This is a genomic window from Bradyrhizobium sp. 613_E4_N2_2 (genome assembly GCF_052075995.1).
In the GTDB taxonomy this organism is placed as follows: Bacteria; Pseudomonadota; Alphaproteobacteria; order Rhizobiales; family Xanthobacteraceae; genus Bradyrhizobium; species Bradyrhizobium barranii.
On record NZ_CP197234.1, the window covers coordinates 4,210,697 to 4,232,069 of the forward strand.

Consider the following 21,373-nt stretch of genomic DNA (forward strand, 5'->3'; position numbering starts at 1 on the left):
GCCAAATGCTCTATGCTGTCCTATGGCTGAGTTGTCCCAAAATACATCCCCCGATCTCAGTGGCTTGCCGGTCGCTCTGGGCGACATTCATGCCGCCGCCGACACCATCCGCGGCGCCGTCGTCGAGACGCCCTGCAGCTACAGCCGCACGCTGAGCAACATCTGCGGCTGCGACATCTGGCTGAAATTCGAAAACCTCCAGTTCACCTCCTCGTTCAAGGAGCGGGGTGCGCTCAACCGGCTCACCGCGCTGACGCCGGAGGAGCGTGCGCGCGGCGTCATCGCGATGTCGGCGGGCAACCACGCGCAGGGCGTCGCCTATCACGCCAAACGGCTCGGCATTCCCGCCACCATCGTCATGCCGGTCGGCACGCCCATGGTGAAGGTCGAGAACACCAAGCACCACGGCGCCGAGGTGGTGGTGACGGGCGCGACGCTGGAGGAGGCGGCCGCCTATGCGCGAAGCCATGGCGAGGCCCGCGGCATGATCTTCGTCCACCCCTATGACGACCCGCTCGTCATCGCGGGGCAGGGCACTGTCGGGCTCGAGATGCTGAAGGCGGTGCCGGAGCTCGATACGCTGGTGGTCCCGATCGGCGGCGGCGGCCTGATCAGCGGCATCGGCATTGCCGCGAAATCGATCAAGCCGACAGTGCGGATTCTTGGCGTCGAGGCCTGGCTCTACCCCTCGATGTACAACGCCATCCATGACGGCAATCTGCCTGCGCGCGGCGATACGCTCGCCGAAGGCATCGCGGTGAAATCGCCGGGCAAGATCACGACCGAGATCGTCCGCCGCCTCGTAGACGACATCGCGCTGGTGAACGAAGCCGAGCTCGAGCGCGCGGTCGCGACCCTGATCTCGATCGAGAAGACCGTCGTCGAGGGCGCCGGCGCCGCCGGGCTTGCCGCGTTGATGTCCGATACGTCCCGCTTTGCCGGCCGGAAGGTCGGCCTCGTCCTGAGCGGCGGCAACATCGACACGCGGCTGATCGCCTCCGTTCTGACGCGTGAGCTAGCGCGCGAGGGTCGGCTGACGCAGTTGTCGCTCGATATCCCCGATCGGCCCGGACAATTGGCTGCCGTCGCCTCACTGCTGGCCGAGGCCGGCGCCAACATCATCGAGGTCTCGCATCAGCGGACCTTCTCCGATCTGCCGGCCAAGGCGACGCTGCTTCAGCTTGTCATCGAGACCCGCGACAGCGCGCATCTCGACGAGGTCATGGCCAAGCTCGGCGCATCCGGCTTGAGCGCGCGCTGTACCTGAGTGGCGCGCGCCGCTATCGCGGCGCCAAACCCGCGAGGTGGCCGATCAGCCGGTCGATCTCGGCTTCCGTATTGTAGTAATGCGGGGAGGCCCGCACGACCGGCGGCAGCGAGCGGATTTCGGCATCGATGCGGGTGCTCGCCGGATCTGAAGCGCCGATGGTGATGCCCGCTGCAGCGGCGCTGCTGACGATGGCGTCCGCCTCATACCCATCCATCGTGAAGCTGACGATGGCGCCCGGTGCGCGTCCGAGGTCGCGAATGGTCACGCCGCGAACGGAGGCGAGGCCGCCGCGAAGACGGTCCGCAAGCAGACGGCAGCGCTGCTCGATGGGGCCGAGGCCAATCGCGAGGGCATAATCGATGGCAGTGCCGAGACCGAGACGTGCCGCGTAATTGTTCTCCCATGTCTCGAAACGGCGGGCATCGTCACGGAGCCGATATTCACCGCGCGAGACCCAGGGCGCGGCGAAGTGATCGATCATCGGCGGCTCGAGCCGTTGCAGCGTCTCGCGGCGGACGTAGAGAAAGCCCGTGCCGCGCGGGCCGCGGAGGAATTTGCGCCCCGTCGCCGACAGCATGTCACAGCCGATGGTGTCGACGTCGACCGTCATCTGGCCGACCGCCTGGCAGGCGTCGAGCAGATAGGGAATCCCGTGCGCCCGCGCGATCTTGCCGATCGCCGCCGCGGGATTGACCAATCCGCCATTGGTCGGAACCCAGGTGATGGCGATCAGTTTCACGCGCTCGTCGATCATGCGCTCGAGCGCGTGGACGTCGAGCTCGCCGCTGGCATCGCTCGGCACCACATCGATGATCGCGCCCGTGCGCCTTGCGATCTGAAGAAACGCGACGTAGTTGGCAGCGTATTCCGCCTCGGCGGTCAGGATCCGATCGCCCTGGCGAAATGGAAGCGCGTAGAACGCCATCTGCCAGGCAATTGTCGCGTTCTCCATGAGGGCGATCTCGTCGGGGGCGGCATTCAGCAGGCGCGCTACGGAGCCATAGACCGCATCGAGCCGATCGGACTCGCGGTCGGCAGCGGCATAACCTCCGATCTCGCCCTCCAGGTCGATGTGGTCCTTCATTGCCGCGACGACGGCAGTTGGCATGAGGGCCGCGCCGGCATTGTGGAGATAAGCGAGGCGGGAGGCGGCCGGGGTGTCGGAACGTATCCGGTCGATGTCGATCAATGCTGGTCTCCGCCTCTGCTGTCCCGATCCCATGAATTAGGCGCGTTGACGAGCGCGAGCAAGCTTATGTGCTGCTTGGAACAAAATGGCGGATTATTGCCTCGTCTTGGTATCGGATTCCAAATCGGCGGCCTTTCTCCCGGGATTTTGAGAAACCCGGTGACTTCGGACGTTATATCTTCCCGGATCGGGAAACAGACCATGCAAGAGAAAGCGCAATCCCGCTCAATGACCGGGACGCCCAGGACCAACATCACCCGACGGATCGACCTCACGACCCTGCGGCTGTTCATCGCCATCTGTGAGGAAGGCAATTTGACGCGCGCCTCGCAGCGCGAGGCGATCGCGCCCTCTGCTGTCAGCAAGCGCATGCATGACCTCGAGGAGGTGCTCGAGGTCGCACTGTTCGAGCGGCATCCGAACGGCATGGTGCTGACGCCGGCCGGTGAATCGCTGCTGCATCATGCGCGCGTGACGCTGCTCAACGTCGAGAAGATCGCGGTCGACATGGCCGAGCATGCGCGCGGCGTGCGCGGGCATGTGCGGATGCTGGCCAATCTGTCGTCGATCGTCGAATTCCTTCCCGACGATCTGCCCGGCTTCTTTCGCTCACACGAGCTGGTGCGGCTCGATCTGCAGGAGCGCCCCAGCGCCGATGTCGTTCGCGGCGTCGAGGAGGGCGTGGCCGAAATCGGCATCTGCTCGGCAGACGTGTCGACGCGCGGGCTGGAGCGGTTCTCCTATCGGCGGGACCGCCTCGTCATCGTGGTGCGGTCCGATCATCCGCTTGCATCGGCAAGAGACGTTTCGTTCGCCGACACACTCGACTACGACCATGTCGGCCTGTTTGCGACCAGCTCGATCTATCTGCGCTCGCAATACACCGCGCAGCAGATCGGCAAGTCGATCCGGTTGCGGGTCCACGTCCCCGGTTTTGATGCGGTGTGCCGGATGGTGCAGGCCGGCATGGGCATCGGCCTCATCCCCGACCGTGCGTTCGAGGTCCTCAGTCACGGCATGAACCTGACGGCCGTCGAGTTAAGCGACGACTGGGCCGATCGCGAACTGGTGCTGGTGGCCAGGGATCCCGCGGGATTGTCGGCGACGAGCCAGTTGATGCTCGATCATCTGCGATTGCCCGGAACCAAACCTCACTGATGGCGGCCTTCGTGTCGTTCGTCATCCGCGAACGCGTGTTCATCAAAGGATATTGGACTTAGGGCCCTGCGCTCGGCGACACCACGATCAAAGACGATCGAGGAGCGCCAGACGTGGACGGACCATTATCCGGAATACGAGTCGTCGAACTCGGAACTTTGATCGCGGCACCGTTTGCCGCGCGGCTCTTTGCCGAGTTCGGCGCCGAAGTCATCAAGATCGAGCAGCCGGGCAGCGGGGATCCGTTGCGCAGATGGCGCAAGCTGCATCAGGGCACCTCGCTCTGGTGGTACCTGCAATCCCGCAACAAGAAGTCGATCGCGATCGATCTGAAATCGCCTGACGGGCGCGACGTCGCGCTGCGCCTGGCCGCGCAAGCCGATGTCGTGATCGAGAATTTCAAGCCAGGGAGCCTCGAGAAGCTCGGCCTCGGTTGGGACGTGCTCTCAAAGCTCAATCCAGATCTGACACTGGTCCGCATCTCCGGCTACGGGCAGACCGGCCCTTACCGCGACCGCTCCGGGTTCGGCGCGATCGGAGAGGCCATGGGCGGGCTGCGCTTCACTACCGGCGATCCCGACAGCCCGCCGGCCCGGGTCGGCATCAGCATCGGCGACAGCCTTGCGTCGCTTCATGGCGTGATCGGCGCGCTGATGTCGCTGCTCCGAGTCAAGACAGGGCAGGGGCGAGGGCAGGTGGTCGACGTCTCGCTCTATGAGAGCGTGTTCAACCTGATGGAGAGTCTCGTCCCCGAATATGACCTCATGGGTCATGTCAGGACCCGCACCGGCGGCGCCCTGCCGGGCATCAGTCCATCCAATACATATCCCAGCTCCGACGGGCGCCATGTCGTGATCGCCGGCAACAGCGACGCGATCTTCAAGCGCTTGATGCTGGTCATCGGGCGGCCGGACCTTGCCGACGATCCGGCCCTTGCCAGCAATGACGGACGTGTCCGCAGCAACGCCTTGCTCGATGCTGCCATCGCTGCATGGACCTCGGAACGAACGATGGACGAGATCCTCGCACGCCTCGATGCGGCCGACGTTCCCGCGGGTCGGATCTATTCCGTTGCCGATATTGTCGACGATCCCCATTACGCCGCCCGCGACATGATCCTGCCGACCGAGCTGCCGGGCGACGTCACCGTAAAGATGCCGGGCATCGCGCCAAAACTCTCCGACACCCCGGGCGCAGTCAAATGGCCTGGCCCGACGCTGGGACAGCATACCGACGAGGTGCTCGCGGGCCTCGGCTTGCAGGCAGGCGATATCGCGCAGCTGCGCCGCAGCGGAGCGGTGCAATGACGGCGCCGCCACCCGACATCCTGATCCAGGAGGTCGCTCCGCGCGACGGCCTTCAGATCGAAGCGAAATGGTTCGAAACCAGCGAAAAAATCCGGCTGATCAATTCGCTCTCTGCGATCGGCTTCAGCCGCATTGAGGTCTCGTCGTTCGTGTCAGCGGCGGCCGTGCCGTCGCTGCGCGACGCCGCGGACGTCTTCGCCGGCATCGAGCGGCGGCCCGGTACGATCTACGCGGCGCTGATCCCGAACCGGAAGGGCGCCGAGCTGGCGCTGGCTGCACGCGCCGACGAGCTCAATTTCGTGATGTCGGCGAGCGAGACGCACAACCGCGCCAACATGAACATGACGCATGCGGTGTCGCTGGCGTCGCTCAGCGAGATCGTGAAGCCGGCCCATGCAGGCGGCGCATTAGTCAACGCGACGGTTGCGACCGCGTTCGGCTGTCCGTTCGAAGGCCTGCAGCCATTCGAGAAGGTGCTCGATATCGTCAAGCGCTATCTCGATCTCGGAGTCGATGGCGTCACGCTCGCCGATACCACGGGCATGGCCAATCCCAATCAGGTCTCGCAGCTGGTGGCCGAGGTCTTGATGCTGGTCCCTGCGGACATGCTCACGCTTCACTTCCACAATACGCGCGGTCTCGGGCTGGTTAACGTCCTCGCGGCCTATGACACCGGCGCGCGCCGCTTTGACGCCGCGCTGGGCGGCCTCGGCGGATGTCCATTTGCGCCGGGTGCCACCGGCAATGTCTGTACCGAAGACCTCGTCAATCTCTGCCACGAGACGGGCCTGCGGACCGGTCTCGACCTGCAGCGCTTGATCGATCTCTCGTTCCGGTTGCCTGGACTGATCGGACACGAGGTGCCGGGGCAGGTCGCCAAGGCCGGCCGTCCCCTCGATCTGCATCCCATACCCGAGCGGCTGCGACGCTCGGGCTGATCGACCGCTATCAAAATTCAAAACACATTGGAGGAAACCATGACGATTGCCACGGCGGCGACTGCCGACCTCGATACTGGACTCACAGAGCATCAGGTCATCAAGAAGATTGCGTGGCGGCTGATGCCGCTGATCATTGTCTGCTACTTCTTTGCGTTCTTCGACCGCGTCAACATCAGCTTCGCCAAGGCTGCGCTCCAGGCCGATCTCGGCCTCAGCAACACCGCCTACGGATTTGGCGCCAGCCTGTTCGTCGTTGGTTACGTCCTGCTGGAAGTGCCGAGCAACATGCTGCTCTATCGCTTCGGCGCGCGGCGCTGGATCGCCCGCATCATGATTTCCTGGGGGCTGGCGACGGCGGCGATGGTCTTCGTTCATAGCGAGTGGCAGTTCTATGCGTTGCGCTTCGTGATCGGCGCCATGGAGGCGGGATTTGCGCCCGGCATTCTCTATTACCTGACACTCTGGTTTCCAAAATCGCATCGCGGCCGCATGACGTCCGTGTTCTTTCTCGCCACTGCATTCTCGGGGATCATCGGCGCACCGATCTCGGGTCTCATCCTCAACTATCTGAACGGGCTGCACGGTCTGGCCGGTTGGCAATGGCTGTTTCTGGCTGGCGGCATTCCCTGCGTTGCGCTTGGCTTCGTCGTGCTGCTGCGCTTCGACGACGGGATCGAGCAGGCCGATTGGCTGAGCGACGACGAGCGCCGGTTGATCTCGGTTCAGCTGGACCGCCAGAAGAGCGAGATCGGCGAGCATTCGGCATGGCGCTCGCTGCTCATGCCCGGCGTGCTGCTGCTCGGATTCATCTACTTCCTGATCCAGATCGCCTCCTACGGCCTCAATTTCTGGGCGCCCGACCTGATCAAGGCGGCCGGAGGCGGAAGCGCGGCTGCGATCGGCTTCCTGACCGCCGTTCCCTATATCTGCGGCGCCATCTGCATGATTGTCGTGGGGCGATTGTCGGATGCATCGGGGGAGCGCCCGAAATTTGTCGCAGCCTTGATTCTGACCGCGGCCGTGGGCTTCTTCGCGTCCGGTGCGTTCGACAGGAATGTCGTCACGCTGGTTGGCGCGCTTGCCATTCTCGGCGCCGGTGTCGTCGCGGCCATTCCAACATTCTGGACGCTGCCTCCGAAGATCCTCACTGGCGCGGGCGCAGCCAGCGGAATTGCGCTCATCAACACGCTGGGGCAGGTCGGCGGCATCGTCAGCCCGGTCATGGTCGGCTCGGTCAAGGATTGGACCGGCAGCACGACGCCGGCGCTCTATGTCATTGGCGGCTTGTGCGTGCTCTGTGCGTTGCTGCTGACGGTGCTTCCGCGAGACCTGAAAGCCAGGGACGTGGCGGAACCCCGGGTCGCATAGGCCGCGGCATTGGCGCGCCTTGGTGAGGCGCATTCAAGAGGGCATCTAGGCGAAAGACATCACACCGCCGTCCATTCTCAATGGATGGCGGTGTGATGGCCCGGAACCGAAGGGGACGCGCAATGGCGAAGAACACGATTTGCCTCTGGTACGACAACGACGCCGAGGCGGCCGCCCGCTTCTATGCCGAGACGTTCCCCGACAGCGCCGTAAGCGCCGTCCATCACGCGCCCAGCGATTACCCCTCCGGCAGGGCGGGCGATGTGCTGACCGTCGAGTTTACGGTTGCCGGCGTTGCCTGTCTCGGCCTCAACGGCGGTCCGATTTTCAAGCACAACGAGGCTTTCTCGTTCCAGATCGCGACCGACGATTAGGAGGAGACCGACCGCTACTGGAACGCCATCATCGGCAATGGCGGGCAGGAGAGCGCCTGCGGCTGGTGCAAGGACAGATGGGGCCTCTCCTGGCAGATCACGCCGCGGGTGTTGACCGAGGCACTGGCGGCCGGCGGTGACGAGGCAAAGCGCGCCTTCGATGCAATGATGGGGATGACGAAGATCGATGTCGCCGCGATCGAGGCCGCGCGCCGCGGCTGAAATTATCTCGCCTCAGATACAGAGGCCGAGCAGCTTGACGTGGCAGCCGCTGGATTTGGGCTTGCTGGCGGGCGCGGCCTCGCGCTTCACGGCAACCAGCGGCTCCTCGTCCTTCTTGCCTTTACCTTTGCCCTTGCCCTTCGGCTCGTAGTCGCCCGCGATCACCATGGCCCAATAGGTTCGCTTGCCGCTGGCATTCTTGGCGCTGGCGATGCCGACGCGCGAGGCGTTGTGCAGCAGCAGGTTCTTGCGATGCCCGGACGAGTCGATCCACTGTCCCAGCGTTTTCTCGAAATTGTCGTAGCCATAGGCGATGTTCTCGGCGGCGCGGCCCGCGCCGGCCGGTGCGACGCGCCGGTTGAACGGGCCGAGCGCGTCGTGGCTGAGGTCGTCCTTCGCCGCCATCGCGCGGGCCTGGTCCATGGCAATGCGGTCGAGGGTTGAATCGCGGACGACGCGGACCTCGCCGTTCTTGAGGCGAAAGCCGGAGATCAGCTCGGCCGGGGATTCGGCCATCGCGGGTGCAGCTGCAAGCAGCAGAAGGCCAGCGATCACGCCGCCAACCACACGATGCATCATCATCCCCCGAATGCCCATGACCCGCCGCCCGAATGATCCGATCGGTTCTCTATCGCCAATGTGGACGCTTCAAGGCGTGAGCAGCCCGTCAGCTCGCCGGCAGGTCTGCCTCGAAGTTGAAACGGTCCCGCAGGTTCTTCCGCTGTTCCAGGATGTCCTTGAGGAAGGCGCGGTCCTGGTCGTTCTTCATCATCGGCTCGATCAGGTCGAGCTGGTTCATGGCGACCAGTTGCAGGATCTCGGTTCGCGGCTTGCCGCTGGTATCACGGGGCAGCGCGTGTACGACCTGGATGTGTTCCGGCGGCTTGGGGCCCTTGGCGGCCGAAAGCTCGCTCCGAAGCTCGCCTTCAAGCGTGGCCTGATCGGCCTCGACGAAGGCATAGAGCCCGACGCCGGAGCGGCGGTCGGCGAAGGCGACGATGGCGGTGTCGCGCACGGCCGGGTTCTTGCGGATCAGCTCGGCCAGCACCGGCGCGTCGTTGACCAGCCGGCGGCCGCCGCCCTCGCGGTCGGTGAAGTTGAACAGGCCGCGCGTGATCGCGCGATAGACCTTCTTGCCGGTCGCGAGCCACAGGCTGGCGGCGAATGATTTCTTCGCCAGGATCTTGCGCTCGCGGGGCGTCAGCGCCTCGGGTGCGTAGGAACGCTTGTGCTTGAGCAGATGCCGCAGGTCCTCGTAGGCGAGGATGCGGTAGAGCCGGCCACGTCGGTTGAAGCAGGCCGCGAGCTGGAAGTCGGTCACGTAGGCGCGGCCGTCGCGGCCGACCAGCCAGTTCTGCTCCTTGGCGAGATCGTTGTGGCAGATGCCGGCGCGGCGCAGCCGGCGTAGCGCCGCCTTGGCCGAGCGGAAATAGGCGAGGTCGCCATGCGGCTTGGCCAGATGCAGGGCAACGCCGTCGACAAAGCCGCGTACCAGGGCGCGGCGTCCGGCCCACAGCAGCTCGGGGCCGACGTTCAGGCCTTTTGCAAGAACGAGTGCGTGTTTCTCGCGCGCGAACAGATGACGGGCCAAGAGGAATGACCACCACGGCACCTCGTCGAGCCGGCGCAGCACGGCGTCGACCTCGCCGCTATCGCCGCGGAAGCGGCCACGCTCGACGGTCGAGAACACGTCGCGCTTGAGCAGCACGCCCTCGGTCCAGCGCGCCGACAGTGTCGCGGCGTCGTCTTTGGGAAGACTCATCAAAAAACTCACGCGGCTGCGGCGATGCGCAGGTGATCGGCGATCCAGCGATCGAGATCGGCGAGCGCCAGCGCGCTCATCGCCTGCTTCTTGGCCACCGTTTTCTCGTTGCCGCGCAGGCGGGTGCCGTCGGGCTTCTTCGTCGGAGCATTCGCAAGCGGCGGGAACAGGCCGAAATTGATGTTCATCGGCTGGAACGAGCGCGTACCGGGTTCGATGGTCTCGATATGGCCGCCGGTGATGTGACCGAGCAGCGATCCCAGTGCCGTCGTAGCAGGCGGGCTCGCCAGTGTTTCGCCGCGCGCATCCGCCGCCGCATAGAGACCGGCGATCAGGCCGACGCTGGCGGATTCCACGTAGCCCTCGCAGCCGGTCATCTGACCGGCAAAGCGCAGCCGCGGCTGCGCGCGCAGGCGCAGCTGGCCGTCGAGCAGCTTTGGCGAGTTGAGGAAGGTGTTGCGATGCAGGCCGCCGAGGCGGGCGAATTCGGCCTTCTCCAGCCCCGGAATGCTGCGGAAGATGCGTTGCTGCTCGCCGTATTTCAGCTTCGTCTGGAATCCGACGATGTTGTAGAGCGTGCCGAGCTTGTTGTCCTGGCGCAGCTGCACGATCGCGTAGGCCTTCGTGGTGGGATCGTGCGGATTGGTGAGGCCGACCGGCTTCATCGGGCCGTGGCGCAACGTCTCGGGGCCGCGCTCCGCCATCACCTCGATCGGCAGGCAGCCGTCGAAATAGGGCGTGTTGGTCTCCCATTCCTTGAACTCGGTCTTCTCGCCTGCGATCAGCGCGGCGACGAAGCCGTCATACTGCTCCTTGGTCATGGGGCAGTTGATGTAGTCGGCGCCGGTGCCGCCGGGGCCGACCTTGTCATAGCGCGACTGGAACCAGGCCACCGACATGTCGATGGACTCGCGATGCACGATCGGCGCGATCGCGTCGAAGAAAGCGAGCGCGTTCTCGTCGGTGAGCTCGCGAATGGCGTCGGCGAGTGGCGCGGAGGTGAGGGGCCCGGTCGCAACGATGACGTTGCTCCAGTCGGACGGCGGCAGGCCTGAAACCTCGCCACGGGCAATCTCGATCAGGGGGTGGTCGTTGAGCGCCTTGGTGACGGCCGCCGAGAAGCCGTCGCGGTCGACCGCGAGCGCACCGCCGGCGGGCACCTGGTTGGCGTCGGCCGCGCGCATGATCAGCGAGCCGAGCCGGCGCATTTCGGCGTGCAGCAGGCCGACGGCGTTGTTGGCAGCGTCGTCCGAGCGGAACGAATTGGAGCAGACGAGCTCGGCGAGCCCATCGGTGCGGTGCGCCTCGGTCATGCGGTCCGGCCGCATCTCGTGCAGCACCACGGGCACGCCGGATTTGGCGACCTGCCAGGCGGCTTCGGAACCGGCAAGGCCAGCGCCGATCACGTGCACAATGTTGGATTGGGGTCCTGTCATGGGGCGGACAGGTAGCGCTTTTCGGCGGTCAGTGGAATCGCCGAGATGGAGTTTTCTGCCATCAGAAACGACAACGCCCGCACGAGGCGGGCGCTATCGGTTCGTCCGGTGAAGGGCTGAACGAAATCAGCCCTGATACTGACCGGCGGCAACGCGCGGGATGTCCGAGCGATCGAGGCCGATGTCGGCCAGTTCGCGATCGCTGAGCTGGGACAGCTCGGCAACATTGCGCTGATAGTCCCGGAAAGCCTGGATCATGCGGATGAGCGAGAGCAGCATTGGTAGTCTCCTGTAGTTCGATTCAGCCCTTGCCCGGGCCTCATCGTTGAAATGAATATAGGTGAGAGTGGTGCAGTGCGAAAGTTCCGATGTTGCGATGCAGCTAAGCGCGAGGTGCATAGCGGTAGTAACGGACGATTAACCCGGGAGCACTCTCGCCCAAAGGGTAGGCGAAATAGGAAGTGCTTTGCCATAAATCACCGTGAATTCACGGGTTTACTGAAACCACTCTCGTTACCGGTGAAATGGAAATAGGTAGGGTTCCAACTGTTCTCAAGGCGGTCAGTCAGCGCCTGCGCCCAAGTCTCGCATGCGCAAATCGCATGATAGTGGAACTATAGAGATGAATATAAATTCATTTTTATGAAAGATACCATGCGACCGGGTCCACACGATCCGACTCGCTCTGGGCTGGCGGACCACCAGACAAGCGGGCAAGGAGCCTGCCGAAACTCATCCTGACTCGTTTCAGACCGCAGCCGCCTCCTTGGTGCGGTGCACACACGCCGAACGTGTGGCGTTCATTACAAGGGTGTAATGAAAATCAGAAATTTCGCATGGCGCCTCTGCGCCGCGCGCAACATCACGCAATTCTCGCGAGAAATTTATTGCGGCAAGTTGCCGCGCCCGGAGGAAAGTCATGTCGCAGATTCTGGCAATGTCGCTGGTTCTGTCCCAAGAACAAGAGAAGGAAAGTAACATCATGACGAAGTTACTCGGGGTTATCGCAATTGCCGCCGTCGCGTTCGCTGTCGCGCCGGCCCAGGCCGCCAAGCACGCCATGGGCGGCTGCAGCTCGGCCAACCTGGAGAAGACGGAGACCGCGATCGAGAACATGGCCGACGGCGACAGCAAGTTCGTGGCGCAGAAGGAGATCGCAGCTGCGCAGGACGCGCTGCTCAACGGCAAAATGGGTGTGTGCGGCGCGCACCTGAACAAGGCGATGAACGCCACCATGGGTAAGTAAACGCACCAAGAGAGGGCCGATCGCCGGGCGATCGGCCCTACGCGTCCTGTCGGGCGCTATTTAAGGGGCGCGTGCGAGCTGGGTCGCGAAATAGGCGACGGTCTTGGAGTAGACTTCGCTCTTGTTCCACTGCTGCAATACCGCAAAATTCGGACTGCCCGGCTGCCAATCCTTGCCGCGCTGCCAGCCGTAGCCCGCGAGATAATTCGCGGTGGAGGCGAGCACGTCGGGCGCGTTGTGCAAGAGGTCGCGCTTGCCATTGCCGTCGAAATCGACGGCGTATTTCATCCAGGACGACGGCATGAACTGGGTCTGACCGAGCTCGCCGGCCCATGCGCCCTTCATGTCGGCGGGGGCGAGGTCGCCGCGCTGGACGATACGCAGCGCATCCAGCAGCTCGGCACGAAACTGTTCGGAGCGACGGCAATCATAGGCCAGCGTTGCCAGCGAGCGAATGGTGGCGAACTTGCCGGTGTTGACGCCGAAATCGGTCTCGAGACCCCAGATCGCGACCAGCACCTCGCCGGGCACGCCATAGGTCTGTTCGATGCGGGACAGCACCGAGCCGTATTGCTTCATCATGTTGGAGCCGCGCTGCATGCGCGGCGGCACCATGCGGCCGGAGAACTCCTCGAAGGTCTGGGTGAAGACTTTTTGCGAGCGGTCCCGGTTGAGCACGCTCTGATCGAGCGTCACGCCGGCAAGCCCGGCGGCAACGGCCTGCTGCGAGACGCCCTTGGCCGCGGCGTCGGCTTTGAAGTCCGCGAGCCAGGCGTCGAAATTGCCCGAGCCGCAGGCAACAGCGGCGAGGGCTGGCTGGGCGGTTAGGATTGACGCGGAGAGGGCGAGGGCTGCGAGAGCGAGACGAGAAATCGTCGGGGTCATCAGATGAAATGGATTCCGTGAAGTGATCTGACCGGCGGGCGCAATTTCGATTGTAACCGCGGCCAAAGCAAGGCGTATGACAAGCACGTAATCCTGCCCGAGCCGAGCCCGGGCAGGATAGCATGTCACGATATCGTCAGGCGTCCGTCCGATTGCGCCAGGGGAAGAGGTTGGCGGGGAAGTCGGCGGCCGGCTTGCGCGGGCGATGCGGTGGGGGCGGCACCGGACGTGCACCGGGCTCCGAGACGATCACCTTGCGGTAGAGGTGCCAGGTGGCGTGGCCGAGCAGGGGGATCACCACGGCAAGGCCAAGGAACGCCGGAATCGTACCGAGCGCCAGCAGCACCGCCACGATCAGGCCCCAAGCCGCCATCGGCACCGGATTCTTGGCGACGACGCGTAGCGACGTCACCATCGCCTCGAACGCGCCGGCATGGCGGTCGAGCATCAAGGGGAACGACACGGCGCTGATGCAGAGCGCGGCAAGCGCAAACAGGAAGCCGGTGCCGCAGCCGACCAGGATCAGCCACCAGCCTTGCTGGGTCGTCAGCACGCGCGTCATGAAATCAGAGATCCCGGTCGCGCCCTCATAGCCGAACGCCGCGACATAGATCGCCTGAGCGGTCGCAACCCAGGTCACGAACAGAGCGAGCAGCAGCGTGCCGAGACCGAGCATGGCGCCGAACGAAGGCGAGCGCAGCACCTCCATGGCATTCCAGGCGCTGGCCTCCTCATAACGTTCGCGCCGGCTGGAGAGCTCATAGAGACCGAGCGCGGCGAACGGGCCGATCAGCGCGAAGCCTGCGGCCAGTGGGAACAACAGCGGCAGCACCGAATAGCCCATCACCGCGCGGGCGAGCACGAGGCCCAGCACCGGATAGATCACGCAGAGGATGATGGCGTGGCTCGGCACCGCCTTGAAATCTTCCCAGCCGCGCCTGAGCGCGTCGTGCAGATCGGACAGTTGGATGGTTCGGATCACCGGTCCAGCCGCATCCGCGGGCTGGGCCACAGTGGGGACATTGCCCGGGTAGAGTGTGGCCATGGTCGCTAGCTCCCTTGCCATGCAGCCGAATTCGGCGCCGGCAACGGCGCAAGCGGCCGCTTTTCTGAGTTTCGCGATTCCGGCCAGACGCGAATTCCGGACGTCATCGCGAACTGAAAGTGGAGCGTACGCCCATTTCCGAGTCCTGTCCCACACGCTTGGTTGAGATTCGATGCCGCACCGCAACCTCAACGATGTCATTCGGTCGTCATTTCGCCGCAGATAAGCTGATGCTGGTTGTCGGTTCGCAGAACTTCGCGGGCGTAACGCCGTAACTTCGTTTATAAGTGCCACTCAAGGCCCTTCCAACGGATCCTATTCGGGGAGAAGACATGAGCATTTTCGGGAAAATCATGGGCGCGATCTTCGGCAGCCATCCGGCTTCCGCCGCGCCCGCAGGTGGCGCACCCTCGGGTAGCGCACCCGCCAGCGCCGCGCCGGGCGGATCGGCGCCTGCTGCCGCGCCGATGGCAACCGTGGACGTTGCGGCCATCGTCGACAAGCTGGTCGCTGCCCAGAAGGAGAAGCTGGAATGGCGCACCTCGATCGTCGACCTCATGAAGGCGCTCGACATCGACTCCAGCCTTGCCGCGCGTAAGGACCTCGCCAAGGAGCTCGGCTACAGCGGTGACATGAACGACTCGGCGAGCATGAACGTCTGGCTGCACAAGCAGGTGATGTCCAAGCTGGCCGCCAATGGCGGCAAGCTGCCGCCGGAGATCAAGCACTGACCGATTGCTCGGTCGTAAGCCAGGGGGGCCCGCGATCTCGCGGGCCCCTTTTGCATTCAGGCGACGAGGTCTGCTTCCTCCGGATGCCTGTCGAGATAGTCGACGACGAAGCCACAGCCGGCGATCACCTTCTTGCCGTCGCGGCGGATCAAGTCCAGCGCACCCTTGATCAGCTCGGACGCAATGCCGCGGCCGCGTAGCGCGCGCGGCGTCTCGGTATGGGTGATGATCACGGCCGACGGCGTCAGCCGGTAATTGGCGAAGGCGATTTCGTTGCCCGCATCGAGCTCGAAGCGACTCCTGTCCTTGTTGTCCCGTACCGCCATGCCAGATCCCTTCGAAGCGCTGCGTGTTCTCTGATTTAGGCGCCTGAACCGGCCCTTGCCAAGGTGCGACCAAGGGAGGTTGCCGCAGGGGAGATATCCGGAAAATGCGTGTCCCGCTCAGCCTCCTGGCGCTGCTTGCGGCGCTCGTCTCGACCGCGCCGGTGTCGGCTGCGGCCGAAGGCGCCCCGGCCTGGGAGGCCTGCGTCGGGCTGACCAGCACGCCGGACGAGCGGATCAAAGCCTGCTCGACCGTGATCGATACCAGGAGCGAGAGCGGGCAGAGACTCGCCGGCGCCTATTGCAATCGCGGCCATGGGCTCACCGAGAAACGCGAACTCGACGCCGCGCTGTCCGATCTCGACGAGGCAGTCCGGCTCGATCCCGGCTATGCCTGCGCCTACAACAATCGCGGCCGCGTCTACAGCTTCAAGCGCGATTACGATCGCGCCATCGCCGAATACGACCAGGCCATCAAGCTCGATCCGTCGCTGGCGCTGGCCTACAGCAATCGCGGGGAAGCCCGTTTCAACAAGGGCGACCTCGACGGCGCCATTGCCGATTTCGACGCGGCGATCAAGCGCGATCCCAACTATGTCACCGCCTACGCCAACCGCGGCTTCGTCCACGCCCGCAAGCACGACACGGCGCATGCGCTTGCCGACTACAGCATGCGGATCAAGCTTGCACCGGATCTGATTGCCTATATCGACCGCGGCAACGTCTACCGCGACAGCGAGCAGTTCGATCGGGCCGCCGCCGACTACGGCGAGGCGATCCGCGTCGCGCCGACCGACGCACGCGGCTGGCGCAATCGCGGCATGATCCGGCTCTATCGGGGCGACAACAAGGGCGGCCTCGCCGACTACGACAAGGCGCTGCAATACGATCCCTCCGACGTGTTCTCCTGGAACAACCGCGGCCAGGCCAGGCTGCGCCTCGGCGATAGGCAGGGCGCGATTGCCGATTTCCGGAAGGCGCTGGAATTGCGTCCAAGCCTGCCGTCCGCCCGTGATGCACTGCAGAAGCTCGGGGCGCTGACGCGTGAGCCATAATTGGCTCGCTGTTTCGCTTGCAAAAACACTGGTCAGTCTTGCAATCGTGCTCCCGGTTCCCCACGTGTTTCTTCAGGACATACGCCCGAATGCGGCCGGCACGGTCGCTAGACATTCGGAGTGTCATGATCGCCAGCCGCTGACGTATGCCTCTTTTGGAGGAGGGTACGATGTCGGACTTTAGTTTCATCAAGACTCATCGAACATGGGAAGATTGGTGCGGGATGCTGCTCGGCGCGCTGATTGTCGCATCGCCGTGGTTCCCCATCCAGGATCACTCGCCGATCGTCGAACGCCAGACGATGATCCTGAACACGGTCGCAATCGGCCTCGTCGTATTTGGCCTGAGCCAGCTCGAATATGTCGCGTTGCAGCGCTGGCAGGAGGTGGCGACGATCCTGGTCGGGCTGTGGCTTATCGTCTCGCCCTATGTGTTCGGTTATTCCGGCGAAGGTTTTCTCCGGATCTACCATACGAGTCTGGGAGCGGTAGCGGTGATCCTCGGCGTGCTCCAGCTGTGGCAGGACTGGGATCTGAGTGATCAGGATATGCTGAAGCATGGGCAATAGGCGGTAGATTTGAGCAGGCCTGCCGTGCGCTCGGCGGGCCTGCGCTCGCTTAACTCTTCACCAAATCCGCATACTCCGGATGTTTCTCGATCCACGCCTTCACGAACGGGCATTGCGGGATCAGTTTCAAGCCGGCCGCGCGGACCTGGTCGAGCGCGCCTTGCACCAGCTTCGAGCCGACGCCCTTGCCACCGAGCTCCTTCGGCACATCGGTATGCTCGAAGGTGATGACGTTGCCGTCGAGCTTGTAGTGCTCGGTCGCGAGATGGCCCTCCACCGCCAGCTCGAAGCGATGATCGGCCTTGTTATCGATGACGTCGCTCATGGTGTCTCCCGTCAGGTCTTCAACGAGTCCGCCAGCATCTTGCGGATCGACCAGGCCTCGCCGTCGGACGAGCCCTTGATGTCGTCGATCCGCCAGCTGTTGGCCTCGCGCACGAAGTCATAACGCACGATCTGGTCGGCGGGTTTGCGGTCGTTGCGGTGGCCGGTGATGGTCACCGCGATCGTCGCCTTGTCGGCCTCCATCTTCTCTGCGTCAACTTTGAAGGATTTCACGTCCGGTTCCTGCGAGTTGGTGACAGGATCGAAATCGACTGGACCAACGTCGCCCTTCGGCGTATGCGCATCCGCCTTGGCCCACAGCGCGACCAGCGCCCTCGAGAGATATTTTGTTTTGGCCGCCTTGTTCTCGATGACGAAGGCGCCGCCACTATCGCCTTTGCCCTTGGCTACGCGCGTGTAGATGGCGGTCAGGATCGCGACGGGATCGCTGGAGGTAGGCATCACGGCGAATGCCGGGGAGGCGGTGGCAAGCAGAGAGGCGGCGACGAAGGTCCGACGGGTGAGCATGAAATGTCCCTGAGATAATGACGTGCGACCGCATGGCCGGAGCGGCCGGCGTCAGCGCGTATCTCTGTAGACCGGTGGCGCGGCCGCTCGGTTCAATCGGTCGCTTTGGCGAGCCTGGAATCTTCAGATTGCGGCTGCGGGCGGAGGCAACCCTGGCAGATGACGAGGGAGCGGGTGACCTTGGCGTCCTGCTCGGCCTCGATGCCGTCCTGGGCCTGCCACCATTCCTTCGAATAGGGCTGAAGTCCGGCTTGCGACCTGTTGCGCTCGGAGCCGGCGTCGGCGCGCGTGGCACGCGGAGCCCCGGAACGTGGCTGGTTGGGATCCTCGCCGGCGCCATCCCAGGCATAGCGCGCAGGCTTGAAGGCGGGGTCGGCGGAGAGGTGCGCCTGAGGCGCCACGGCACATCCGGCGAGCGCCAGCGACAACAGGAGGAAGGCGGGCGCTTTGACCATGATGCGGCACTCTGTACGCGAGAACTGGCTGAGGTTGCGCCGATCATGTTTAAAATTCCCTGAACGGTCGCGGCTGCGCCGGCGACAAACGCGAATGCGATATCTGATCCTCCTGCTCACACTGCTCGCCACCGCTGCGCGCGCCGACGATGCAAAGCCGTTCAATCCCTCCGATTATCCGCCCGGCGTGCAGCAGGCGTTGCGCTACGCCAATGAGGAATGCGACAGCCAGGATGGTGGCCTGGTGACCTTCGCGCCGGACACCGTGCGCAAGATCGATCTGACCGGCGACGGCCGTGAGGACTACATCGTCGATTTCCGCGACACCAAATGCGGGGAGCGCGAGACCACCTATTGCGGAACCGGCGGCTGCGTCATGAACGTCCTGGTGACTCTGCCCGATGGCAGCGTGCGCCCCGTGTTCGACGGCTATGTCCGCAGCTACAAGATTGTGCCGCCGCCGATGAAGCGTGGCGCGGCGCGCACCATTCGATTCGATCCGCACGGCAGCTATTGCGGCGGTTTCGGTGCGCAGGCCTGCTGGAAGGAGAAGGCCATCACGGCGACGCCGTTTGCGTTCAGGCAGCCGTAGGGCAGATGCGCGACCGGCGGCCTTGCTACGCCGCATTCGATGGCGATAAATGGGCTGCAAGGAGCGGGCGGCTCGTGCGCCGCCCGCCGTCGAAGAGGAAGCCCGATGCAGCCCCTGCGCATGTCCCGCCGCGTCATGAATCTCGCTCACATGCTGACCCAGAATGCGCGGCGGCATGGCGCGCGCCCCGGCTTCGTCTGGGGTGACAAATCCTGGACCTGGCGCGAGATCGATGCGCAGGTCTCGGCGCTGGCCGCCGCACTCGCCGCGCGCGGCATCGCCAAGGGCGACCGCATCCTCGTCCATTCCAAGAACGGCGATGAGATGTTCTTCTCGATGTTCGCCGCGTTCCGGCTCGGTGCAGTCTGGGTGCCCACCAATTTCCGCCTGATGCCGGATGAGGTCACCTATCTCGCGCAGGCCTCCGGCGCGAAGGCGTTCCTGTGCCACGTCGATTTTCCCGAGCACGCTGCAGCCGTGAAGGGCGGTGCGCTGGAGTTCACCTGGAGCGTCGCCGGCAAGGGCTCGTTCGGCGAGCGCTCGGTGGCGGAAGCCATCGCCTCGCAGGCCGGTGCAAGCGTTGCGAACGTCGCCGTCGAGCACGACGATCCCTGCTGGTTCTTCTTCACCTCCGGCACCACCGGCCGCTCCAAGGCCGCGGTGCTGACCCACGGCCAGATGGGCTTTGTCGTCACCAACCATCTCGCCGATCTCACCCCCGGCGTCACGGAAGCGGATGCGTCGCTGGTGGTGGCGCCGCTGTCGCATGGCGCCGGCGTGCATCAGCTGGTGCAGACCGCCCGCGGCGTGTGCACCGTGCTGCTGCCGACGGAGAAATTCGACATCGACGAGGCGTTCCGCCTGATCGAGGCGCATCGGGTCAGCAACCTCTTCACGGTGCCGACAATCCTCAAGATGATGGTCGAGCATCCCGCCGCCGACAAATACGATCATTCCTCGCTGCGTCATGTGATCTATGCCGGCGCGCCGATGTACCGCGAGGACCAGAAGGCCGCGCTGAAGAAGCTCGGCAAGGTCATCGTGCAGTATTTTGGCCTCGGCGAGGTCACCGGCAACATCACTGTGCTACCGGCGGCGCTGCATGATCCCGAGGACGGGCCCTATGCGAAGATCGGCACCTGCGGCTTCGAGCGCACGGCCATGCAGGTCTCGATCCAGGACGACGAGGGCCGCGAGCTGGCCGTCAACCAGAGTGGCGAGATCTGCGTGATCGGGCCTGCCGTGCTCGCCGGCTACTACGACAACCCCGAGGCCAATGCGAAGGCGTTTCGCGACGGCTGGTTCCGCACCGGCGACCTCGGCCACATGGACGAGGAGGGGTTCGTCTACATCACGGGACGGGCCTCCGACATGTACATCTCCGGTGGCTCCAATATCTATCCGCGCGAGATCGAGGAGAAGATCTTGACGCATCCCGCGGTCGGCGAGGTCGCCGTGCTCGGCGTGCCCGACGCGACCTGGGGCGAGGTCGGCGTCGCCGTCTGCGTCGCGCGCGAAGGCGAGAAGCCGGTGAGCGAAGCCGAGATGGCGGCGTTCCTCCTGCCGAAGGTGCCGCGATACAAGATGCCGAAGCGGTTCTTCTTCTGGGAAGCCTTGCCGAAGTCCGGCTATGGCAAGATCCCGAAGCGCATGGTGCGCGATGAGCTCGAGGCGCGCGGGCTGCTCGATCTCGACAACAAGCAGGCGGGCTGAGCATACGCGATGCGAAGTATCAAGCAGCCGGGCGCGCCTGTCGCCGAACGCATCCAATGGGTCGAGGCGAGGGGGCGCGCGTTCTCGTTCAGGCTCGAAGCGGGTCTGCCGCTGCTCGAAGCCGCGCGGCGTGGTTTTGCGGCGGAGGGGTTTGCCAGTGGCGTGCTGAATTTTGGCAGCGCTGCGCTCGGACCATTCGCATACGTGATGCCGGCGCTGTCGAAGACAGGTGAGAACGCAGCGTTCTACAGCGACACTTTTCGCCCCAGCGCCGTGACGCGGACGAAACTCGGCTGCATGACGCTCGGTATGCGCGATGGCGCCTCGTTCTTTCATTGCCACGGGCTCTGGACGGAGGCGGACGGCAAGGCAAGCGGCGGGCACATGCTGCCGGACGAGACTGTTGTCGCCGAGCCGTTCGAGGTCGAGGCGTTCGGCATCGACGGCGCGATGTTCACCGCGGAGCCCGATCCCGAGACCAATTTCAAGCTGTTCGGACCGGTGCCCGGTATGAGCACCGGCGCGCGTACGACAAGCCGCGCCTTCGCGCTGCGGCTGCGGCCCAACCAGGATTTTGCCGGCTGCCTCGAAGCGTTCTGCCGCGCGCATGGCATCGCACGCGCGAAGATTCACGGCGGCGTCGGCTCGACCATCGGCGCGCGCTTCACCCATGGCGGGGTGACCGAGCCGTTCGCGACCGAGCTCGCCGTGACAGCGGGGACGATCGTACAGGGCAGTTCGGGCGCACCGGAGGCGGCGCTCGACATTGCCCTGATCGACTACACTGGCGGCATTGCGGAGGGCCGTCTGATCCGTGGGGATAATCCCGTGCTGATGACCATGGAGCTGGTGCTCGAGGTGTTGGGCTAGTACCGGCGAG

The 21,373-nt window shown here is 64.5% G+C and carries 23 protein-coding genes and 1 pseudogene; 13 read left to right on the plus strand and 11 right to left on the minus strand.

The window, feature by feature from the left end; translation table 11 throughout:
- The first annotated feature begins 22 nt into the window (after positions 1 to 22).
- A complete protein-coding gene (locus AB7290_RS20155) occupies positions 23 to 1,267 on the plus strand; it encodes a threonine ammonia-lyase (RefSeq protein WP_085404663.1) in 1,245 nt (414 codons plus the stop codon).
- A gap of 13 nt (positions 1,268 to 1,280) precedes the next feature.
- Here the strand turns inward: AB7290_RS20155 and AB7290_RS20160 are convergent, their stop codons facing one another.
- Entirely contained in the window at positions 1,281 to 2,459 is a 1,179-nt protein-coding gene (locus AB7290_RS20160) for an aminotransferase class V-fold PLP-dependent enzyme (protein WP_085404664.1), read from the minus strand.
- Positions 2,460 to 2,660: 201 nt separating this feature from the next.
- Here AB7290_RS20160 and AB7290_RS20165 point away from each other — a divergent pair, with 201 nt between their 5' ends.
- From AB7290_RS20165 to AB7290_RS20185, 5 genes and pseudogenes are all read left to right on the plus strand, one after another.
- Positions 2,661 to 3,617, plus strand: a complete 957-nt coding sequence (locus tag AB7290_RS20165; protein ID WP_245344253.1) for a LysR family transcriptional regulator — start codon at positions 2,661 to 2,663, stop codon at positions 3,615 to 3,617.
- Between the two features lie 113 nt (positions 3,618 to 3,730).
- A complete protein-coding gene (locus AB7290_RS20170; protein ID WP_085404666.1) occupies positions 3,731 to 4,924 on the plus strand; it encodes a CaiB/BaiF CoA transferase family protein in 1,194 nt (397 codons plus the stop codon).
- Positions 4,921 to 5,862: a hydroxymethylglutaryl-CoA lyase gene (locus AB7290_RS20175; protein ID WP_085404667.1), complete on the plus strand. Its 942-nt coding sequence runs from the start codon at positions 4,921 to 4,923 to the stop codon at positions 5,860 to 5,862. The genes AB7290_RS20170 and AB7290_RS20175 overlap by 4 nt, the downstream gene beginning before the upstream one ends.
- Before the next feature lie 39 nt (positions 5,863 to 5,901).
- Entirely contained in the window at positions 5,902 to 7,233 is a 1,332-nt protein-coding gene (locus tag AB7290_RS20180) for an MFS transporter (protein WP_085404668.1), read from the plus strand.
- A gap of 122 nt (positions 7,234 to 7,355) precedes the next feature.
- A pseudogene (locus tag AB7290_RS20185) lies at positions 7,356 to 7,829 on the plus strand (VOC family protein).
- A 12-nt stretch (positions 7,830 to 7,841) separates the two neighbouring features.
- On the opposite strand, the gene AB7290_RS20190 reads toward AB7290_RS20185, so the two are convergent.
- From AB7290_RS20190 to AB7290_RS20205, 4 genes are all read right to left on the minus strand, one after another.
- The gene (locus AB7290_RS20190; RefSeq protein ID WP_085404753.1) at positions 7,842 to 8,405 is read right to left on the minus strand and encodes a CAP domain-containing protein; all 564 of its coding nucleotides are present in this window, start codon (positions 8,403 to 8,405) and stop codon (positions 7,842 to 7,844) included.
- A gap of 91 nt (positions 8,406 to 8,496) precedes the next feature.
- The gene (locus tag AB7290_RS20195) at positions 8,497 to 9,591 is read right to left on the minus strand and encodes an AMP-binding enzyme (RefSeq protein WP_085404669.1); all 1,095 of its coding nucleotides are present in this window, start codon (positions 9,589 to 9,591) and stop codon (positions 8,497 to 8,499) included.
- Positions 9,592 to 9,599: 8 nt separating this feature from the next.
- Positions 9,600 to 11,027 carry a methylenetetrahydrofolate--tRNA-(uracil(54)-C(5))-methyltransferase (FADH(2)-oxidizing) TrmFO gene (trmFO, locus tag AB7290_RS20200; RefSeq protein ID WP_085404670.1) on the minus strand — a complete coding sequence of 476 codons (1,428 nt, stop codon included), beginning with the start codon at positions 11,025 to 11,027 and terminating at the stop codon, positions 9,600 to 9,602.
- 126 nt (positions 11,028 to 11,153) lie between these two features.
- Positions 11,154 to 11,306, minus strand: coding sequence for a DUF1127 domain-containing protein (locus tag AB7290_RS20205; protein WP_007590701.1), 153 nt, complete (start codon positions 11,304 to 11,306; stop codon positions 11,154 to 11,156).
- Between the two features lie 640 nt (positions 11,307 to 11,946).
- Here AB7290_RS20205 and AB7290_RS20210 point away from each other — a divergent pair.
- Positions 11,947 to 12,273, plus strand: a complete 327-nt coding sequence (locus AB7290_RS20210; protein WP_028152352.1) for a hypothetical protein — start codon at positions 11,947 to 11,949, stop codon at positions 12,271 to 12,273.
- A 60-nt stretch (positions 12,274 to 12,333) separates the two neighbouring features.
- Here the strand turns inward: AB7290_RS20210 and AB7290_RS20215 are convergent, their stop codons facing one another.
- Positions 12,334 to 13,158, minus strand: coding sequence for a lytic murein transglycosylase (locus tag AB7290_RS20215; protein ID WP_085404671.1), 825 nt, complete (start codon positions 13,156 to 13,158; stop codon positions 12,334 to 12,336).
- A gap of 136 nt (positions 13,159 to 13,294) precedes the next feature.
- The gene (locus AB7290_RS20220) at positions 13,295 to 14,203 is read right to left on the minus strand and encodes a DUF2189 domain-containing protein (protein WP_063983141.1); all 909 of its coding nucleotides are present in this window, start codon (positions 14,201 to 14,203) and stop codon (positions 13,295 to 13,297) included.
- Positions 14,204 to 14,535: 332 nt separating this feature from the next.
- Between AB7290_RS20220 and AB7290_RS20225 the strand changes: the two genes are divergently transcribed.
- Positions 14,536 to 14,934, plus strand: a complete 399-nt coding sequence (locus AB7290_RS20225) for a DUF3597 domain-containing protein (protein WP_028156132.1) — start codon at positions 14,536 to 14,538, stop codon at positions 14,932 to 14,934.
- 56 nt (positions 14,935 to 14,990) lie between these two features.
- Here the strand turns inward: AB7290_RS20225 and AB7290_RS20230 are convergent, their stop codons facing one another.
- Positions 14,991 to 15,260, minus strand: coding sequence for a GNAT family N-acetyltransferase (locus AB7290_RS20230; protein WP_028152356.1), 270 nt, complete (start codon positions 15,258 to 15,260; stop codon positions 14,991 to 14,993).
- Between the two features lie 104 nt (positions 15,261 to 15,364).
- Between AB7290_RS20230 and AB7290_RS20235 the strand changes: the two genes are divergently transcribed.
- Together AB7290_RS20235 and AB7290_RS20240 are read left to right on the plus strand one after the other, a co-directional pair.
- Complete coding sequence (locus tag AB7290_RS20235; RefSeq protein WP_085404672.1) at positions 15,365 to 16,312, plus strand: tetratricopeptide repeat protein; 948 nt, start codon at positions 15,365 to 15,367, stop codon at positions 16,310 to 16,312.
- 170 nt (positions 16,313 to 16,482) lie between these two features.
- A complete protein-coding gene (locus tag AB7290_RS20240; RefSeq protein WP_063986354.1) occupies positions 16,483 to 16,881 on the plus strand; it encodes an SPW repeat protein in 399 nt (132 codons plus the stop codon).
- Positions 16,882 to 16,930: 49 nt separating this feature from the next.
- On the opposite strand, the gene AB7290_RS20245 is transcribed toward AB7290_RS20240, so the two are convergent.
- The 3 genes from AB7290_RS20245 to AB7290_RS20255 all read right to left on the minus strand — a co-directional run bounded on the left by AB7290_RS20245 (position 16,931) and on the right by AB7290_RS20255 (position 18,188).
- Positions 16,931 to 17,206 (minus strand): GNAT family N-acetyltransferase, encoded by a 276-nt coding sequence (locus AB7290_RS20245; protein ID WP_085404673.1) that lies wholly within the window; start codon positions 17,204 to 17,206, stop codon positions 16,931 to 16,933.
- An 11-nt stretch (positions 17,207 to 17,217) separates the two neighbouring features.
- Positions 17,218 to 17,733, minus strand: a complete 516-nt coding sequence (locus AB7290_RS20250; protein WP_085404674.1) for a DUF3828 domain-containing protein — start codon at positions 17,731 to 17,733, stop codon at positions 17,218 to 17,220.
- 92 nt (positions 17,734 to 17,825) lie between these two features.
- Complete coding sequence (locus AB7290_RS20255; RefSeq protein WP_014495092.1) at positions 17,826 to 18,188, minus strand: hypothetical protein; 363 nt, start codon at positions 18,186 to 18,188, stop codon at positions 17,826 to 17,828.
- A gap of 94 nt (positions 18,189 to 18,282) precedes the next feature.
- Between AB7290_RS20255 and AB7290_RS20260 the strand changes: the two genes are divergently transcribed.
- The 3 genes from AB7290_RS20260 to AB7290_RS20270 all read left to right on the plus strand — a co-directional run bounded on the left by AB7290_RS20260 (position 18,283) and on the right by AB7290_RS20270 (position 21,363).
- Positions 18,283 to 18,780: a hypothetical protein gene (locus AB7290_RS20260; protein WP_085404675.1), complete on the plus strand. Its 498-nt coding sequence runs from the start codon at positions 18,283 to 18,285 to the stop codon at positions 18,778 to 18,780.
- A gap of 105 nt (positions 18,781 to 18,885) precedes the next feature.
- Positions 18,886 to 20,493: an acyl-CoA synthetase gene (locus tag AB7290_RS20265; RefSeq protein ID WP_085404676.1), complete on the plus strand. Its 1,608-nt coding sequence runs from the start codon at positions 18,886 to 18,888 to the stop codon at positions 20,491 to 20,493.
- 9 nt (positions 20,494 to 20,502) lie between these two features.
- On the plus strand, positions 20,503 to 21,363 hold the full coding sequence (locus AB7290_RS20270) for a PCC domain-containing protein (protein ID WP_085404677.1): 861 nt from the start codon (positions 20,503 to 20,505) through the stop codon (positions 21,361 to 21,363).
- The last annotated feature ends 10 nt before the right edge of the window (positions 21,364 to 21,373 follow it).

What these genes read in the sequence shown, in the direction of transcription:
- AB7290_RS20155 (WP_085404663.1), top strand. Translation starts at nt 23, where the DNA reads ATGGCTGAGTTGTCCCAAAATACATCCCCCGATCTCAGTGGCTTGCCG.
- AB7290_RS20165 (WP_245344253.1), top strand. Translation starts at nt 2,661, where the DNA reads ATGCAAGAGAAAGCGCAATCCCGCTCAATGACCGGGACGCCCAGGACC.
- AB7290_RS20175 (WP_085404667.1), top strand. Translation starts at nt 4,921, where the DNA reads ATGACGGCGCCGCCACCCGACATCCTGATCCAGGAGGTCGCTCCGCGC.
- AB7290_RS20180 (WP_085404668.1), top strand. Translation starts at nt 5,902, where the DNA reads ATGACGATTGCCACGGCGGCGACTGCCGACCTCGATACTGGACTCACA.
- AB7290_RS20190 (WP_085404753.1), bottom strand. Translation starts at nt 8,405, where the DNA reads ATGCATCGTGTGGTTGGCGGCGTGATCGCTGGCCTTCTGCTGCTTGCA.
- AB7290_RS20195 (WP_085404669.1), bottom strand. Translation starts at nt 9,591, where the DNA reads ATGAGTCTTCCCAAAGACGACGCCGCGACACTGTCGGCGCGCTGGACC.
- trmFO (WP_085404670.1), bottom strand. Translation starts at nt 11,027, where the DNA reads ATGACAGGACCCCAATCCAACATTGTGCACGTGATCGGCGCTGGCCTT.
- AB7290_RS20205 (WP_007590701.1), bottom strand. Translation starts at nt 11,306, where the DNA reads ATGCTGCTCTCGCTCATCCGCATGATCCAGGCTTTCCGGGACTATCAG.
- AB7290_RS20210 (WP_028152352.1), top strand. Translation starts at nt 11,947, where the DNA reads ATGTCGCAGATTCTGGCAATGTCGCTGGTTCTGTCCCAAGAACAAGAG.
- AB7290_RS20215 (WP_085404671.1), bottom strand. Translation starts at nt 13,158, where the DNA reads ATGACCCCGACGATTTCTCGTCTCGCTCTCGCAGCCCTCGCCCTCTCC.
- AB7290_RS20220 (WP_063983141.1), bottom strand. Translation starts at nt 14,203, where the DNA reads ATGGCCACACTCTACCCGGGCAATGTCCCCACTGTGGCCCAGCCCGCG.
- AB7290_RS20225 (WP_028156132.1), top strand. Translation starts at nt 14,536, where the DNA reads ATGAGCATTTTCGGGAAAATCATGGGCGCGATCTTCGGCAGCCATCCG.
- AB7290_RS20230 (WP_028152356.1), bottom strand. Translation starts at nt 15,260, where the DNA reads ATGGCGGTACGGGACAACAAGGACAGGAGTCGCTTCGAGCTCGATGCG.
- AB7290_RS20235 (WP_085404672.1), top strand. Translation starts at nt 15,365, where the DNA reads ATGCGTGTCCCGCTCAGCCTCCTGGCGCTGCTTGCGGCGCTCGTCTCG.
- AB7290_RS20240 (WP_063986354.1), top strand. Translation starts at nt 16,483, where the DNA reads ATGTCGGACTTTAGTTTCATCAAGACTCATCGAACATGGGAAGATTGG.
- AB7290_RS20245 (WP_085404673.1), bottom strand. Translation starts at nt 17,206, where the DNA reads ATGAGCGACGTCATCGATAACAAGGCCGATCATCGCTTCGAGCTGGCG.
- AB7290_RS20250 (WP_085404674.1), bottom strand. Translation starts at nt 17,733, where the DNA reads ATGCTCACCCGTCGGACCTTCGTCGCCGCCTCTCTGCTTGCCACCGCC.
- AB7290_RS20255 (WP_014495092.1), bottom strand. Translation starts at nt 18,188, where the DNA reads ATGGTCAAAGCGCCCGCCTTCCTCCTGTTGTCGCTGGCGCTCGCCGGA.
- AB7290_RS20260 (WP_085404675.1), top strand. Translation starts at nt 18,283, where the DNA reads ATGCGATATCTGATCCTCCTGCTCACACTGCTCGCCACCGCTGCGCGC.
- AB7290_RS20265 (WP_085404676.1), top strand. Translation starts at nt 18,886, where the DNA reads ATGCAGCCCCTGCGCATGTCCCGCCGCGTCATGAATCTCGCTCACATG.
- AB7290_RS20270 (WP_085404677.1), top strand. Translation starts at nt 20,503, where the DNA reads ATGCGAAGTATCAAGCAGCCGGGCGCGCCTGTCGCCGAACGCATCCAA.